Source organism: Stenotrophomonas sp. PS02298, from assembly GCF_029959445.1.
GTDB lineage: Bacteria > Pseudomonadota > Gammaproteobacteria > Xanthomonadales > Xanthomonadaceae > Stenotrophomonas.
On the sequence record NZ_JASCOR010000037.1, the window covers coordinates 14,047 to 31,124 of the forward strand.

At 63.8% G+C, this 17,078-nt stretch carries 8 protein-coding genes; 2 read left to right on the forward strand and 6 right to left on the reverse strand.

Annotated elements, in window-relative coordinates; genetic code table 11:
- Positions 1 to 66: 66 nt before the first annotated feature.
- The 6 genes from QMX78_RS07910 to glmS all read right to left on the reverse strand — a co-directional run bounded on the left by QMX78_RS07910 (position 67) and on the right by glmS (position 14,863).
- On the reverse strand, positions 67 to 1,200 hold the full coding sequence (locus QMX78_RS07910) for a FecR domain-containing protein (protein ID WP_282268213.1): 1,134 nt from the start codon (positions 1,198 to 1,200) through the stop codon (positions 67 to 69).
- A 40-nt stretch (positions 1,201 to 1,240) separates the two neighbouring features.
- On the reverse strand, positions 1,241 to 1,759 hold the full coding sequence (locus tag QMX78_RS07915; protein ID WP_282268214.1) for an RNA polymerase sigma factor: 519 nt from the start codon (positions 1,757 to 1,759) through the stop codon (positions 1,241 to 1,243).
- 242 nt (positions 1,760 to 2,001) lie between these two features.
- Positions 2,002 to 8,970, reverse strand: coding sequence for a fibronectin type III domain-containing protein (locus QMX78_RS07920; RefSeq protein ID WP_282268216.1), 6,969 nt, complete (start codon positions 8,968 to 8,970; stop codon positions 2,002 to 2,004).
- Positions 8,937 to 11,771, reverse strand: a complete 2,835-nt coding sequence (locus tag QMX78_RS07925; protein ID WP_282268217.1) for a DUF4347 domain-containing protein — start codon at positions 11,769 to 11,771, stop codon at positions 8,937 to 8,939. The genes QMX78_RS07920 and QMX78_RS07925 overlap by 34 nt, the downstream gene beginning before the upstream one ends.
- Complete coding sequence (locus QMX78_RS07930; protein WP_282268219.1) at positions 11,768 to 12,625, reverse strand: sulfotransferase; 858 nt, start codon at positions 12,623 to 12,625, stop codon at positions 11,768 to 11,770. Before QMX78_RS07930 ends, QMX78_RS07925 begins: the two co-directional genes overlap by 4 nt.
- A 405-nt stretch (positions 12,626 to 13,030) precedes the next feature.
- Positions 13,031 to 14,863 carry a glutamine--fructose-6-phosphate transaminase (isomerizing) gene (gene glmS, locus QMX78_RS07935; protein ID WP_282268222.1) on the reverse strand — a complete coding sequence of 611 codons (1,833 nt, stop codon included), beginning with the start codon at positions 14,861 to 14,863 and terminating at the stop codon, positions 13,031 to 13,033.
- Positions 14,864 to 15,078: 215 nt separating this feature from the next.
- Between glmS and QMX78_RS07940 the strand changes: the two genes are divergently transcribed.
- Both QMX78_RS07940 and QMX78_RS07945 read left to right on the forward strand, forming a co-directional pair.
- Complete coding sequence (locus QMX78_RS07940) at positions 15,079 to 16,347, forward strand: efflux RND transporter periplasmic adaptor subunit (RefSeq protein ID WP_282268224.1); 1,269 nt, start codon at positions 15,079 to 15,081, stop codon at positions 16,345 to 16,347.
- Between the two features lie 195 nt (positions 16,348 to 16,542).
- Positions 16,543 to 17,078: ABC transporter ATP-binding protein (locus QMX78_RS07945; protein WP_282268226.1), on the forward strand; the 536-nt coding region annotated here is incomplete at its 3' end.

Below are 17,078 nucleotides of genomic sequence, written 5' to 3' on the forward strand. Positions count from 1 at the left end.
TGTCCAAGTGCGGGAAAAGGGTACTCAAGCCAAGATTTTTTTTGTTGATTCCTGCACTGCCGCTTACTAACGACTGCCGCGGGCAGCGATCACGTTGCGATCGGCCTGCCTGCTGACCTGCAGCTGCGAGCAGCACTCCAGGAACTGCAGGAAGGAATCGGCATCATCGGCATGGAAGACGCCGCTGTAGCGCTGCTCGCGGATCAACGGATCCGTCACCACGATCGGTCGTGGGTTGTAGCGATTGAACTCACTGACGATGTCGGCGAGCGTATCGTTGCGGAAGCTCAGGCGGCGCTTGCCATCGGCAGGCGTATTCGGCGCTTCAAGCGGCATCCGCAGCATGGCCTGCTGGCCCTGCGGTATGCGCGCCTGCTCGCCGGCCGACAATGCCGCCGGACGGCCCAGGGATTCAACCTTGGCCTTGCCCGCTTCCAGTGTGGACGCATCGCCGCGCCACAGCGATTCCAGCCAATTGCTGCTGGCCGTCACCTTGACCTTGCCCTCGCTGACCGCCACCAGCGTGCCCGAAGGCAGCCGGTTGACGGTGAAACGCGTACCCACCGCCTGCACGGTGTTGTCGCCTGCGTGCACGCGGAACGGGCGGCTGCTGTCGTGCGCCACGTCGAAAGTGGCCTCGCCATCACGCAGCTCGATGTCACGCACACCCGCACTGAAGCGCACGGCAATGTACGAAGCCGGTGCCAGCGTGACCATCGAGCCGTCGGCCAGGGCGATGCTGCGCTGCTCGCCGACCGCGCTGGCGTACTGGTGGACCGGCACTTCCGGCTGCAGCAGGGTCCAGCTGCCCGCCAGCAGCGCGCAACCGGCAACGCCTGCCACCAGCGCCCAGCCCAGCCTGCGACGGCGCCCGTGCGTGGCTGGTTTGCGCTCCTGCAGCCTGGGCGCCGCTACAACACTGGGTGCATCGTGCAGCGGCACCACGTTGTCCATGGCCTGGGCCTGTGCCAGCACCGCGTCCAGGTCGAAGGCCTGCAACGCGCCGCTTGTGGCCAGCTCGCGCTGCACCAACTGCGCCATCAGCAGCTCTTCCAGGTGCAGCGGCGAGCGCGCTACCCAGGCCGCAAAGCCGGCCCGGTCGGCATCGCTGGGCGTCTCGCCCATGACGTGCAGCCACTCGGCGGCCTCGCGTGCGGCGCGCTCCCGGCTCTGTTGCGGCGATGTGCGATAGATATTCATGGTTTCACCCGCCCTGCCTGTCGCAGGGTCCACATCCTGTTCATCGTTCCAAGCTCGCGCGTACATGCGCCAGCGCTTCGACACTGTATTTCTTCACCGTATGCACGCTCAGCCCCAGCTTCTGCGCGATCTGCGCGTGGCTCAGGCCCTCGCGCCGCTCCAGCAGCAGCACCGCCAGCCGGTTGGCCGGCAGCTGCGCCAGCGCATCGCCGACCTGCCGCTCGAAGAAGCCACCACCTTCGCTGAAAGCCGCCTGCCCCGGGTTCTCGGATACCGCATCGACGACGGTCGAGTCGTACAGCAGCCGGCCCTGGCGCTGGCGCATGTTGAACTCGCTGGCCACATGCGCGGCGATGCCATAGATATAGGCCAGCGGGTTGCGCACGGTTTCGATGTTCTGCACGCGCAGCAGGCGCAGGTAGACCTCCTGCACCAGGTCGCCCAGGTCCTGCGCCTCGGCCACCCGCCGGCGCAGGTAGCGGTGCAGCTCGGCGCTGTAGTCGTGGACCGCGCGGGCAGCGAAATCGCGCCCGGGCTGGTCCTGTCCAGCCGGCTCCATCATCGTCTCCCGCCCGGACCTTGCCGGTCGTGGCTTTTCCGCACCCTCATCACCCGCTCCCAATGGCAGGGGCGACGGACACAGTGCCCCCTTGACCATGCAGTGCGTGGCAAGGGGCGATTTGGGTACTCCGGGCGCTCAATTCATTCAGCCGACAATCACCTTGCCGGCCAGCTTACCGGGGCTGTTACGACAACGCCCGGCGCAGGGCCGGGCGTTGTCGTCATCGCATCAGGGCGCGATCAGGGCCGGACCTGCGCCCCGGGCATCTGCTGCGCCGCACCGCGTCGGCAACGCCTGCCTTGGCAATCGTCAAAGCCAGCCTCACCCATCACGCCCGCGCTGCCAACGCCGGCACCGCCCTTGCCGTAGGTGATGCGCAGGCCAACGCTGTTGCTGGAGGCACTGTTGCTGCCCTGGTCACGGCCGAACAGCAACGAGATCAACCAGCCGTTGCGGGTCTGCATGTCCAGGCCCAAGCCGGCGGTGAGCATGTTGTCGGCATAGCTCTGCATCTTCAGCAGGTAACCATCCGTGCTGGGCTGCTGCACGTAGTTCATCCAGGCGTCACCGCTGTTGGACAGGGACTGACGGTACTCCAGCTTCCAGAATGGCCGCAGCTGCAGACGCTCACCCTGCCAGCTGTAGCTGCCATCAAAGCCCAGCGCCAGCCCACTGTTGCGCACAGTCTGCCGCGCATACGCCAGGTCATACGCTTGCAAGCCATGCTCGCGGTAACCGTCCAGGCGGGTGTGGCTGCCATCGAAGCGGCCATAGCCGGACAGGGTGGTGGCACCGTGCTGCTGCTGATAGCCGAAGGTCAACGCGCCGAAAGTCTGGCTGCCATCGCGTTGACCGACCGCAATGGCGTTGGCATCGCTGCTCCAGCGTGCGATGTCGAAGTCCAGACGCCCCTGCGCCAGCACACCATCAACAAACAGGTGTTCACCCGCACGCCATAGGCCATACATCGCCAGCGAGTACTGGTCGGCGTCCGTCCGCGAAGGTGAGTTGTCCAATCGGCTGCGGTTGCGGCCCAGGCTGGCGGCCATACCCAGCAGACCGTTGTCGCCGTAGCTACGGTCCACACCCAGGCTGATGCCGTCGGTGTTGAAATCGAAGCCGCCGCCCTGTTGCTGACCACTGTTGCCAAACGTGGCCGTGCCCGACATCCAGCCGCCCCAACCACTGGGCATGCCGGTGAACTGGTTGACCGGCAACTGCACCGGAACCGACAAGGCCTGCCCGAGCAGGTCGCCCGCGTAAGCCAGCGTCAACGTTGCCGATGACGGATTGCTGCCCGAACGCACCTGCTGCAGGCGCGACTGGATGTTGCCCAGCTGCACGCGGCTGAAGCGCACGCTGGCATCCACCTGTGCCTGCAGGTTGCCGCGCACGCTGGCGTCAGCGGTCGGGTCAGGCCGTGCATTGACCGTCAGGGTCAGCTCCACGCTGGCCGCGGTGTAGCCCCCCTGCGCAGCCTGGTGGGCGGTGAGGGTCGTACTGCCCTCCCCCACCAGCGTCACACTGCGACCAGTGACCGTCGCCACGCTGGTGTCACTGCTGCTGAAGCTGAAAGCACCGGCACTGTTGCTGCTGGGATCAGGCAGGTCGAAGGCGGCCTCGCCATAGACCTTGTTGATGCCATCCAACCAGGTCAGCGACGGGGCGGCAGCTGCAATGTCCACGTGCAGCACGCCCTGCTGCGCCGCCTGGTACTGCGCGTTGCCGGCCTGGTCGATCGTCAGCACGCAGGTGCCTGCATCCAGCATGGTCACCACATTGCCGGCCACGCTGCAGATTGCCGGCGAACCGCTGCCGTATACCAGCGGGTTGCCGGACTGCCCACCCTGTGCCGATACGACGAAGGTGCCAGCGGCGGCGAACACCGGCTCGGCCGGATCGGTTGCCATGTCATGGATGACCTGCAACCCCGCTTCCACCTTCAGGCTGAGGCTGGCGGTGTCGGCAAAGCCATTCGCATCGGTCACCTGCGCGGTGAATGCGAATGTTCCGGCCACCTCCGGCACGCCACTGATTTCACCGTCCGCGCTCAACGACAGCCCTGCCGGCAGCTGACCGCCAGCAATGCTGTAGCTGTAGGGCGCGGTACCGCCCTGGCTGCGCAGCTGCGTCCGATATTGCTGCCCGCCAAACGCAACCATCAGCGCCGAGGTAGCCAGTTCCAGGTCCGGATTGGTGACCACCAACGTATAGCTCTGTGTCACCGTGAACGGCCCGGCACCGTAGCTGCTGTCGGTACTGCTGACGGTGAACGTGAAGCTGCCGGTCTGGGTGGGCGTGCCACTGAGCAGCCCCTCGTTGGACAGTTTCACGCCAGCCGGCAAGCTGCCCGAGGTCACCACATAGCTGTAGCCCTCAATGCCACCACGGGTGACCAGCTGATGCTGGTAAACGGAGCTGGCGACTGCGTCCGCCACACCGCTGTCCATCGACAAGCTGGGCGGGCCAACCATCACATTGACCGTCGCCGTTGCGCTCGAATAGCCGTCCATCACCTCGTAGGTGAAGCTGTCCGGGCCGACGTAGCCCAGGGTCGGAGTATAGGTCAGCCTGGTACCCCGTACGCTGACCGAACCATTGCCTGGGTTAACAAAGACGCTCACTGCCTGGTAGGTGCCGGTGACAGAAAGGGTGATTTCCGCCGCGGTGCCATAGGCAACGTTCTGCGTGACCGGATGGGCTTCAAGCAGCGGCACCATGAACAAGGTGTTCGAGAAGGCCGAAGGCGCGCCCGTGCCGACGCTGTTGATGGCTACCACGGAGAACGAATAGTGCACGCCCTTGGTCAGACCGGTCACGCTTATTGGTGAACCGGTCCCCGCATAGGTGGCCCCTCCTACCGTAGCCGGGTGTGGCTGCACCTGATAGCCGCTGATCGCCGCGCCGCCGTCGAAGGCCGGTACGGTGAAGCTGATCTCGGCACTGGTTTCGGACAGCATGGTCGCAGTGCCAATCACCGGTGCTGCGGGCACGACGGCCTGGACCACGAAGCTCTGGCTGACCCGTGCTGCCGGATCATGGCTGGCATCGCCCGCCTGGTCGGCATGCACGGTGCAGCTGCCCACCGATACAAAGTTGAGCACATCATTGTTGATCGCACATACCGATGCGCTGCCAGCATCCACCGTCAGGCTCACCGCCAGGCCCGAACTGGACGTGGCACTGAGCGTCGGCGTGGTGCCGAAGTCGTAGCTGCCCGCTGCACTGAAGGAAATGGATTGCGCCACCATCGGCTGCAGTACATTGGATGCAGCCGAAACTGGGCTGTCACCGGCGCTGTTGCGTGCCAGCACGGTGAAGCTGTAACTCTGCCCTGCGGTCAATCCATCCACCGTAACCGGCGAATTGCTGCCCACGAACGGACCACCCACTACTGCCGGTGACGGCACCACTTCATACTGCGTGATCGTAGCTCCGCCATCGAAGCCAGGTGCGGTGAAACTGATCCCGGCAGCGGTTGCCGACGTCATTGCCGCAGCACCCATCACCGGCGCTGCCGGCGCCACCGCCAGTACATTGAAGCTTTGGCTGACCTGTACCGCCGGATCGTGGCTGGCATCACCGGCCTGATCGGCAAGTACCGTACAGGTACCCACCGACGCGAAACTCAGCACGCCATTGTTGATGCCGCACACAGCTGCAGTCGCACCGTCCACCGACAGACTCACCGCCAGGCCGGAACTGGCATTGGCACTCAAGGTCGGCGTCGTTCCGAAGTTCTGCTGCCCCGGGTTATTGAAGGTGATGGTCTGTACCGTCATCGGATGCACGGCATTGGAAGCAGCGGAGGCAATGCTGTCACCCACACTGTTGCGCGCCAGCACGCTGAAACTGTAGCTCTGGCCTGCGACCAGGCCACCGACCGTCAACGGCGAGCCGCCGCCAACGAACGGACCGCCAGCGATGGCCGGTGACGGGATCACTTCGTACTGGCTGATCACCGCACCGCCAGTAAATGCCGGGGCAACAAAGCTCACCTCGGCCTCTGTCGCCGAACTCAGCGTAGCCGTACCAATCACCGGCGCTGCCGGCACTACCTCCTGCACCGTGAAGCTTTGACTGACCTGGGCAGCCGGATCGTGACTGGCATCACCGGCCTGATCGGCAAGCACCGTGCAGATGCCAACGGTCGCAAAGCTCAGCACACCGTTGTTGATGGCGCACACGGCCGCAGTTGCGCCATCCACCGACAGACTCACCGCCAGACCCGAGCTGGCACTTGCACTCAAGGCCGGCGTCGTGCCGAAGCTTTGCATGCCAGGGTTGTTGAAGGTGATGGTCTGAGCCGTCATCGGCTGCACGGCATTGGAAGCAGCAGACGCCATGCTGTCACCCACACTGTTGCGCGCCAGCACGGTGAAACTGTAGCTCTGGCCAGCAACCAGACCAGTGACCGTCATCGGCGAGCCAGTGCCAACGAACGGGCCGCCAGCGACCGCAGGTGTCGGGATCACTTCGTACTGGTTGATCACCGCTCCGCCAGTGAATGCCGGAGCAACGAAGGCCACTTCAGCTACCGTTGCCGAACGCAACGTGGCGGCGCTGATTACCGGCGCTGCCGGCACCACCGCCTGTACCGTGAAGCTCTGGCTGACGCGCGCAGCCGGATCATGACTGGCATCACCGGGCTGGTCCGCGTGGATGGTGCAGCTACCAGCAGAGGCAAAGCCCAGCGCACCGTTGTTGATCGCACACACGGCCATGCTGCCAGCATCCACCGTCAAACTCACCGGCAGACCCGAGCTGGAAGTGGCATTCAGCGTTGGCGTGGTTCCGAAGTCGTAGCTGCCCGCCGTGTTGAAACTGATGATCTGTCCCGTCATCGGCTGCAGCACACCAGAGGCGGTTGATGCCTGGCTTGTGCCGGCACTGTTGCGAGCCAGCACGGTAAAGCTGTAACTCTGGCCTGCAACCAAGCCATTGACGGTCAGCGGTGAACCGCTGCCGATAAACGGGCCACCGGCCACCGCCGGCGAAGGCACCACCTCGTACTGGGTGATCGCCGCACCGCCATCGAACACCGGAGCAGTAAAGCTCACTTCAGCCGCCGTTGGCCCGCTCAGCGTCGCCGCACCGATCACCGGCGCTGCCGGTGCTACCGCCTGCACCGCGAAGCTCTGGCTTACCTGGGCAGCCGGATCGTGGCTGGCATCACCGGACTGATCGGCAAGCACCGTACAGGTGCCAACGGCTGCGAAGCTCAGCACACCGTTGTTGATGTCGCACACGGAAGCAGCAGTGCCGGCCACCGACAGGCTCACCGTCAAGCCAGAGCTGGCGCTGGCACTCAGGGTCGGCGTCGTACCGAAGTTCTGCGTGCCCGGGTTGTTGAACGTGATGCTCTGCGCCGTCATCGGCTGCACCGCATTGGAGGCAGCCGATGCCTGGCTGTCACCTTCACTGTTCCGTGCCAGCACAGTGAAGGTATAGCGCTGGCCAGCAACCAAACCACTGACCGTCACCGGCGAGCCGGCACCAACAAACGGACCACCGGCTACGCTCGGCGACGGCATCACCTCGTACTGGGTGATCGCTGCACCACCATCAAACGCCGGAGCGGTAAAGCCAACGTCGGCCACAGTCGGTGCACTGAGCGTGGCGGCACCGATAACCGGTGCCGCTGATACGACAGCCTGCACAGTGAAGCTCTGACTCACCCGCGTGGCCGCAGCATGGCTGGTATCGCCAGCCTGGTCGGCATGGATGGTGCAGGTACCCACCGCCACAAAGCTCAGCGCGCCGCCACTGCTGATGGTGCAGACACTTGCGGTGCCGGTGGTGAAGGTTGCTGCAAGGCCCGAGTCCACCGTCGCGGTCAAGGTCGGTGTCGTACCGAAATTCTGCGTCCCAGGGTTGGCAAATGTGATGGTCTGGGCTGCGGTGGGTGTCACAGCGTTGGATGGGGTGGACGCCAGACCCATGCCAACGCTGTTACTGGCCGACACGGTGAACTCATAGGATCGGCCGTTGGTCAGCCCGGTCACCGCGATCGGCGAGCTGGTAGCACTGACCGGTGCAACATCGGCCGGAATGACAGCAACGGTATAACCGGTGATGTCTGCGCCGCCGGTCGAAGTGGGAACGGCAAACGCCACGCTGGCCTGACCGTCACCTGCGGTGGCCACTGCGTTCTGCGGTGCTGTTGCCAGTACGGCGTTCACGGCAAAGTTCAGGGTGACCTGGGTTGCAGCCAGGTAGGAACCATTGCCAGGTTCATCCGCGTTGATGGTGCAGGTACCCGCAGTCACAAAGATCAGTTCACCAACGGGGCTGATGGTGCATACCCCGCTTGTGCTGGAAGTGAACGTCGGCGTCAGGCCGGAGTCCGAAGTAGCCGTCAAGGTTGGCGTTGTGCCGAAGTTCTGTGCCCCCGGATTGTTGAAGGTGATGGTCTGGGCTGCCTTGGGCGTGGCCGAGTTGGAGGCACCCGACGCTGGACCGGTGCCCGCGGCGTTGTCGGCGGTGACGGTAAACGTGTAGGACTGGCCATTGGTCAAGCCAGTCACAACGATCGGTGAGCCCGCGCCATTGACTGGGGCGACATCGGCCGGGCTGGCCGTGACCGTATAGCCGGTAATGCTTGTGCCACCGGTGTTGCCGGGCGCGACAAAACTGACGCTGACCTGGGTGTCGCCAGCGGTGGCCACCGACGAAGTGGGTGCACCTGCCACGATCGCGTTGACAGTGAAGGTGTGGCTGACCTGCGCCGCCGCCAGGAACGCGCTGTCGCCCACCTGATCCGCCAGGATGGTGCAGCTGCCTGCGGCGAGGAATGCCAGCACACCCTCGCTGGTGACGGTGCACACACCTGTCGTGGATGAGGTGAAGGTCACTCCCAACCCGGACGTAGCCGACGCACCGCCGTTGACGACGCGGAGGTCCGGCGTCGTGCCGAAGTTCTGTGAGCCCGGGTTGGCGAAGGTGATGCTCTGCGGCGAAGCTGGGACGACGGCGTTGCTGCTCCCGGAAGGGCTGCCGGTACCTGCCGAGTTGGTCGCGGTCACCGTGAAGGTATAGGAAACACCGTTGGTCAGCCCGGTCACGGTCATCGGCGAGGATGAGCCTATTTCGGTAATCCCGCCGGGGTTTGCAGTGACGGTATACCCGTTCGGCATGATGGCCGCACCACCGGTGCTTGCCGGTGCAGTGAAGGTCACCGTTGCCTTCTGGTCGCCCGCAGTCGCCATTCCGATGGCCGGCGCCCCAGGCACGATCGCATTGACCGTGAAACTACGGGTAACGGTAGAAGCAGCATTCGTCGACGAGTTACCCCCTGGTCGGCATCGATGGTGCAGGTGCCTGCAGAAACGAAGGTCAACTCACCGCCTGTGGTGATGGTGCAAACACCCGTCGTAGACGAAGTGAAGCCAATCGCGAAGCCCGTTGCCACCCCGCCTACTTCAAAGGCAGAGCTGGCGGTCAGCGTAGGCGTAGCGCCGAAGTTGTAGTTGGTCGGCTGGGCGAAGGTGATGACCTGGTTGGCCATCGGTGTGATGCTGTTTGATGCACCGGAGGCACTGCCCGTGCCAGCGGCATTCGTTGCGGTCACGCTGAACGTATAGGCCGTGCCGTTGTTCAAGCCAGCGACGGTAGCGGTACAAGCCGCCGGCCCAGCGCAGCTACCGAAGGCACCGCCGGGGTTGGCAGTTGCCGTATAGCTCGTGATTGGCGAACCACCGTCACTGGCGGGTGCGGTGAAGGTCACCGCCGCCTGCGCATCACCCGCCGTCGCAGTACCTATGGCCGGTATTCCCGGTACGGCGGGGATTGCAACGGCATGGGGACTACCACCGTTGTAGGACGGAATCGAATTCCCCGCTTTATCGACGATGTTGGTCGATGCGTTGAGGTTCACTTTTATTTCGCCGTTACCGGAAATGTCAGCAATGTTCACGCTTACCGATGAACCGCTGGATGTCGAAACACTGGCTATCCTGCCCGTCGCACCATTGGCCCCCACCAGAGTGAAATCGTCGGTGGAAACATTCATCACCAGCTCACTGAAGCTGACGTTGAAGGCCACCGACGTATCCGTCGACGCTGGTGAGCCGGAAACAGCGATGCTGGTGACAGCCGGCGGTTTGTTATCCACCGTGGCATTGGTGGTGTCGGAGGTTGTCGTCGCATTGCCCGCATTGTCGGTGGCAGTCACGCTGACGTTATGGTTGGTGCCATCAATGCTGCCGGAAACGATCGTATAGGTTGCCGTCCAGGTGCCCGAGCTGTTGGTGGCAGCGACTGCCGCACCACCACCGAACGCGGTGAAGTCCACGGTGACATTGGAAATGGTGTCCACGTTGTTGTCGCCGCCGACATTCCTCCAGCTGGCGGTCACTGTATCGCCGACCTTGTAGGTGCCGCTGGTCCCGGTAGCCCCAGTGATGGTGATACGCGCATCAGTCACCGTTGGCGGGACATTGTCCACGGTTGCATTGGTGGTGTCCGCGGTCGTGGTGCTGCCAGTCGCATTGGTGGCGGTGACGCTGACGTTGTTATTGGTTGTATCGATGGAACCCGCAGTAATGGTGTAAGCCGCAGTCCAGGTGTTACCGCTGTTCGACGCCGCCACGGCAACGCCGCCGCCGAACTGGCTGAAATCCATGGTGACGCCAGTAATTCCGGCATTGTTGTCACCGCCGGCGGTGTTGTTCCAGGTCGCAGTAACGGTGTCACCGATCTTGTAAGCGCCGCCATTGCCGCTGGCACCGGAGATGCTTATGCGCGAGTCCGAAACAGCCGGTAACGGCGCCAGCGCACCGGTAACCGTGAAGTTCCGGAACTCGAAGAATGGCTTGGTGCCAGAACTGGAGCTGGTGTCGAATACAAGTTTGAAGGCTTTCAGTTTGACGCCCGAGAAGTTCGCCAGCTGACCCGCACCGAATGTAAACGTCTCGTTCGCAGATCCGGTCCCGTTGATCGTTCCAGATATAACCGTGCTGTTATCCGGCTTTATGCCGACGATATGCAGGTTGGTAAATTGCCCCGACAAGTACTCACCGGCTGTAAGCCCGGTAAGCTCGAACGAACCGGTATTGGTGCCATCCGCTGCGACCTGAAAATAGGTTCCCGTCGTACTGGTGTTGTAACCCGTCTGCAGATAGGCCGGGAAAGGAGGGCCATGGTAGATGCTCACATTGGAGATCGCGCCACCTCCAGCTTCTTTTGCCGTCAGGATGAAATCGGCCGAGGTCAGGCTTGTATTGTTGTCGGTCCAGCCTGTCTGGAAAGTCTTTATTCCAGGAGCTGCCGCAAGCACCCCCGAGAAATCTTTGAGGGCTTTTTCCGAGAACGCCAGTCCGCTCTCGATGCCGCCCCGGCGTTCCTCCAGCTCCCAGTCCCCTCCAAGTCCCTCGGCACCAGTAAGGTTGCTGGATGCAGCCACATCCATCCCGGTTCCACTGCGTACGATATCCAGCAGTGCGTCGCCATCGGCGTTGGCGGCCAGATCACAGCCATAGAACAGCAGGTCCGCGCCCTCACGAACGGAAGCACGCAGCGCCTGTAGTGCGCCCAGCTCGGCATGCAGGGATTCGACGGTTATACGGCTACTGCCCAGTTGCAGCGCACCTGGACTGGCATGCGACACCACATGGATCGCGGCAAGGTCCCGATACCCACGCAGGGCCTGCACCAATTGCGACAGTCCTGGACGACCCGCATCGATTTCAACCACACCGACACCGGGATTGAGTCCGGCATAAAGTGTGGCCCGGTCCTGCACCGAGCTGTCGATCACCACCAGTTCGGTGATGCCTGCATGCTGCTGGATGGCCAGCGCGTCGCTGGCTTCCTCCAGGCTGGGCCGCTGCTTGTGGCTGGTGGCCTTGCCAAGCGGCAGGCTTGCGACAACATCACCCTGCCCCATCCGCATATAGCTGCGTGGCTGATAGCCACCGCGCATCAGATAGCCCCCTGCAGAGGACGCGGCGGCGTGCGCCGAGAACGGGAGCAACAGCGTTGACAGTGCGCCGAGCAGTGCGTGCTTCATGGGGTGGCCTTGGTGATGAGCGGAGCCTGGGTTTCGGAACGCCGGGCGGCGATGATGCCGGCCGAGCTGCCCGTCTGGTCCTGCCAGAAATCCATGTCCTGGTACTTGTTGAAAAGATCCGGCGGCAGGATGCTGCGACGGGCCTTGAACTCGACTTTGCGGCGCACGTCGTGCAGCCCTTTGACACCGAGCTGCTGGTCGAAGCTTTCTTCGGCGTACTCGACGTTGTCGAAGTCGTGCGCGAATTCCGCCTCACCAAGGAACTGGTAGACCAACTGCATGGTGCGTGCCGGGTGGCGGGTCAGCAGTTCGTAGTCCAACAGCAGCAGGCGCTCGGAGAACTCGCCGTAATAGGCTTCCTTGAGCGCGGTCCAGGCACCGCCGACCACGCCGCCAGCGCTGATCAGCTGCTCGCAGCGGCTGTACACGGTCTGCCGCGTCGCCGGGTTGTACATGCGGCTGTAGTCGAATGGATTGCGGCGATGGATGGCCTCGAAGCTGTCCATCACCCAGGCCGGGTTGCGCACGCAGCAGATGACCTTGAAGTCAGGCACCAGACCTGCGAGCTGATGCATGCGTGCGGTCCACTGGCGGTTGGTGTCGAACACCAGCTGCGCCTGGGTATCGGCGTAATAAGCATCAAGGATGGCATTGCAGATGGCCTTGCGCTTGGCCTCATCGAAGAACGCCGCGGATTCGCCGCCCGCCCCCATCTGCTCCAGCGCGCCATTGAGCAGGCCGGCGACCGGGCTGCTCATGGCTGCATGGAAGCGTGGGTTCTGGCGCAGGATGCCGGCCAGCAGGGTCGAGCCGGAGCGCGGCAGACCAGCAATGAAGTGGTAACGTCGGCTCATGCGCGCAGCCCAGCCGACGCGCGAGCGGCCGCCATCAAACAGCACTGAACGCGCACCACCCAACCTGGCGGCACGCCTTTCGCAACACACATACAGCCCCCTGTCATGACATCCCCACCGGCGGCGCCGGCTTTTTTGCTGGTTCTATCTAGCTAAACCGGCAAAAGCGCCGCGCGAACATCATGGCTTTCTTGATGTTCGTCACGTTTTTGAATGCCAATCCCGCAAATCAGCGCGGGCCGCACTGTGAGGCAAATGCCCAGCGCCTTCTGCAAGGGCCGCCCGGGCACCCCACAAAGCAAAAGCCCGGCGCTGGGCCGGGCTTCGAGCAACGTCGGGGGAGAGAGGACCGGGCTGCTGGAGGTGATTATCCATGGGCCCGGTTACGCTCCGGTGACACCTGCGTTACTCCACGGTAACGCTCTTGGCCAGGTTGCGCGGCTTGTCCACGTCGGTACCACGTGCCAGGGCGGTGTGGTAGGCCAGCATCTGCACCGGAATCGTGTGCACGATGGCACTGAGAACGCCGGCATGGCGCGGCGTGCGGATTACATGCACGCCCTCGGAGGCGTTGAAGTTGCTGTCCTGGTCGGTGAACACGAACAACTCGCCACCACGCGCACGCACTTCCTGCATGTTGGATTTCACCTTCTCCAGCAGGCTGTCGTTGGGCGCGATCACCACCACCGGCATTTCCGCGTCGACCAACGCCAACGGGCCGTGCTTGAGCTCGCCAGCCGGATAGGCCTCGGCGTGGATATAGGAGATCTCCTTGAGCTTGAGCGCGCCTTCCAGGGCGATCGGGTAATGCAGGCCACGACCAAGGAACAGCGCGTTCGACTTGCTGGCGAAACGCTCAGCCCAGGTCGCAATCTGCGGTTCCAGATTCAGTGCGTGCTGCACGCTGCCCGGCAGATGCCGCAGTTGCTCCAGGTAGTCCGCCTCCTGCGCGGCATCGATCTTGCCGTGCAGCTTGCCCAACACCACGGTCAACTGGAACAGCGCTGCCAGCTGGGTGGTGAAGGCCTTGGTCGAGGCCACGCCGATCTCGGCGCCGGCGCGGGTATAGCAGACCAGCTCGCTGGCACGCGGGATGGCGCTTTCCGGCACGTTGCAGATCGACAGCGTGTGCGTGTGCCCCAGCGACTTGGCGTACTTGAGCGCTTCCATCGTGTCCAGGGTTTCGCCGGACTGGGAGATGGTGACGATCAGGTGCTTGGGATTGGCGTAGGCGGCGCGGTAGCGGTATTCGCTGGCGATTTCCACGCTGCACGGCAGGCCTGAGATGGCTTCGATCCAGTAACGCGCGGTCAGGCCAGCGTAGTAGCTGGTGCCGCAGGCCAGGATCTGCACGCCTTCGATGTCCTTGAACACCGCTTCGGCATTCTGGCCGAACAGGCTTGCCGGGAAACCACCGGCATCAATCGCCGCCTCGACGGTGTCGGCCAGCGCGCGCGGCTGCTCGTGGATTTCCTTCTGCATGAAGTGCCGATACGGGCCGAGCTCCAGGGACGCCAGCGATACATCCGACATGCGCTGTTCGCGCTGCGCCGGTGCATTGTTGGCATCGAAAACGCGCACGCCCTGGCGGGTCAGCTCAGCCGTGTCGCCCTCTTCCAGGAACATCACCCGGCGGGTGGCCTGCAGGATGGCCGATACGTCGGAGGCAACGAAATTCTCGCCATCGCCAAGGCCGATCAGCAGCGGGCAGCCCATGCGTGCCACCACCATGCGCTCGGGCTCGTTCTCACTGATCACCGCCAGCGCGTAGGCACCGGTCAATTCCCTGACCGTACGCTGCAGGGCGCTGAGAAGATCGTCTTGATCGGCCTTGAGGTGATGGTGGATCAGGTGGGCGATGACTTCGGTATCGGTCTGTGACTCGAACACGTAACCCAGCGCCAGCAGCTTCTCACGCTGCTCCTCGTGATTCTCGATGATGCCGTTATGCACCAGCGCCACACCCTGGCTGATATGCGGATGGGCATTGGACTCGGTGACGCCACCATGGGTGGCCCAACGGGTGTGCCCGATGCCCATCGCCGAATGGAACTGCTCGGCGATGGCCGCGCCCTCCATTTCGGCAACACGACCGGTGCGACGCACGCGGCGAATGCGCTCGCCATCAAGCACAGCTATTCCAGAAGAATCGTAGCCGCGGTATTCCAGCCGCTTGAGTCCTTCAATCAGTACCGGAACCACATCGCGATCAGCGATCGCTCCCACAATGCCGCACATAGCCTATCCATTGGTGATTACGAACGGACATTCTAAGCCAGCTGGATCAGACAACCAGCGGACATGCCGGGACATCGACCGGCGGACACTGTCCGCGCGAGCGTCCGCGGACACCCGGACACTCACAACGATGAACATTTTCCGAACAAATTCAATTGCTTGGAGTTGGCACGCGACCTGCTTAATGGATAACAAACCCAGCAGCGAAGCCGACGATGATCCGCGACACCTCCGCCCAGGACCAGGTAAGTACCCAGCGCCCGCAACCCGTGTGGCGGCGTTACATGTGGCCTGCAGTGATCACCGCGGTGGTGGTGGCAGGCATCGGTTACGTCGTCAGCAACTGGCTGGGCGCCAGCCGCTCCTTCGACGGTGACCGCCTGCGCATTGCCGAGGTCAAGCGCGGCGACCTGGTCCGCGACATCGCTGCCGACGGCCGCGTCATCGCCGCCAACAGCCCCGTGCTGTACGCCATCTCCGCCGGCACCGTGACCCTGAAGGTGGTCGCCGGTGACGTGGTCAAGCAGGGCCAGGAGCTGGCGGTGATCGACAGCCCGGAACTGCGCAGCAAGCTGGCCCAGGAACAGGCAACGCTGGCCGGCCTGGAGGCCGAAGCCAGCCGCGCCGCACTGGACGCAACCCTGGCCCGCGCCACCGGCGCCAAGCTGTCCGACCAGGCCGGACTGGTGCGCACCGCTGCCCAGCGCGACCTGGAACGCTACCAGCGCGGCTTCGATGGCGGCGCGGTACCGCAGGTCGACCTGGCCAAGGCGCAAGACGAACTGAAGAAAGCCCAGATCGAGCTGCAGCACGCCCAGCAGGACGCCAGCCTGCAGAGTCAGGGGGCGAGCCTGGACGCGCGCAACAAGCGCTTGATGGCGGATCGTCAGGAAGCGGTGGTGGCTGAAGTGAAGCGTCAGGTAGATGCGCTGACCCTGCGCGCGCCCTTCGATGGCCAGATTGGCCAGGTGCAGGCCACCCAGCACACCCAGGTCGCCACCAACGCCCCGATCCTGGGCGTGGTCGATCTGTCGCGCTTCGAGATCGAAATCAAGGTGCCGGAGAGCTTCGCCCGTGACCTGGCCATCGGCATGCCGGCACAGCTGACCAGCGGCTCCGGCCAGCCGTTCCCCGGCGAGATCGCCGCGGTGTCGCCGGAAGTGGTCAACGGCGAAGTCGTCGCCCGCCTGCGCTTCTCCGACAAGCAGCCGCCGGGCCTGCGCCAGAGCCAGCGCATGAGCGCACGCATCCTGCTGGACACCCGCAACAACGTGCTCAAGGTCGAGCGCGGCCCGTTCGTCGAGCAGTCTGGTGGTCGCTATGCCTATGTCGTCAGCGGCGGCACCGCGGTGCGTCGTCCGATCCAGACCGGCGTCAGCAGCCTTGGCGAAGTCGAAATCGTCTCCGGCCTGCAGCCGGGCGAGAAGATCGTTGTCTCCGGTGCGGATCTGTTCGGTGACATCGAACGCGTGTCGATCAATTGATTCAAAGCCGGGACCCGGGAGCCGGGAGTCGGGAATCGAAGAAGCTGCAATCGACGGGGTTGTCGTGAGCCCTGCCGCCAACGCTGAAACGCTCCGCTCCCTGCCCCGGCCAACTGCATCCACGTTTCACCTTCCCGCAACCCGTTGCAAGCCCCGCCCAATCCACCACATTCCCCGTCGCTGAAAGGAATACCCATGCTTCATATGCAATCCGTCTCCAAGGTCTTCCGTACCGAGCAGGTCGAAACCCATGCGCTGCGTTCGCTGGACCTGCATGTGCGCGAAGGCGAATTCGTCGCGGTCACCGGCCCCTCGGGCTCGGGCAAGACCACCTTCCTCAACATCGCCGGCCTGCTGGAAACCTTCACCAGCGGCCAGTACCTGCTTGATGGCCAGGACGTCAGCCACCTCGGCGACGACGCCCGCTCGCGCCTGCGTAACCAGAAGATCGGCTTCATCTTCCAGGGCTTCAACCTGATCCCCGACCTCAACCTGTTCGACAACGTCGATGTGCCGCTGCGCTACCGCGGCATGCCCTCGGCCGAGCGCAAGCAGCGCATCGAGAAGGCATTGACCGACGTCGGCCTGGGCTCGCGCATGAAGCACTATCCGGCTGAACTGTCAGGCGGCCAGCAGCAGCGTGCGGCAATCGCCCGCGCCCTGGCTGGCAGCCCGCGCCTGCTGCTGGCCAACGAACCGACCGGCAACCTGGATACGCAGATGGCACGTGG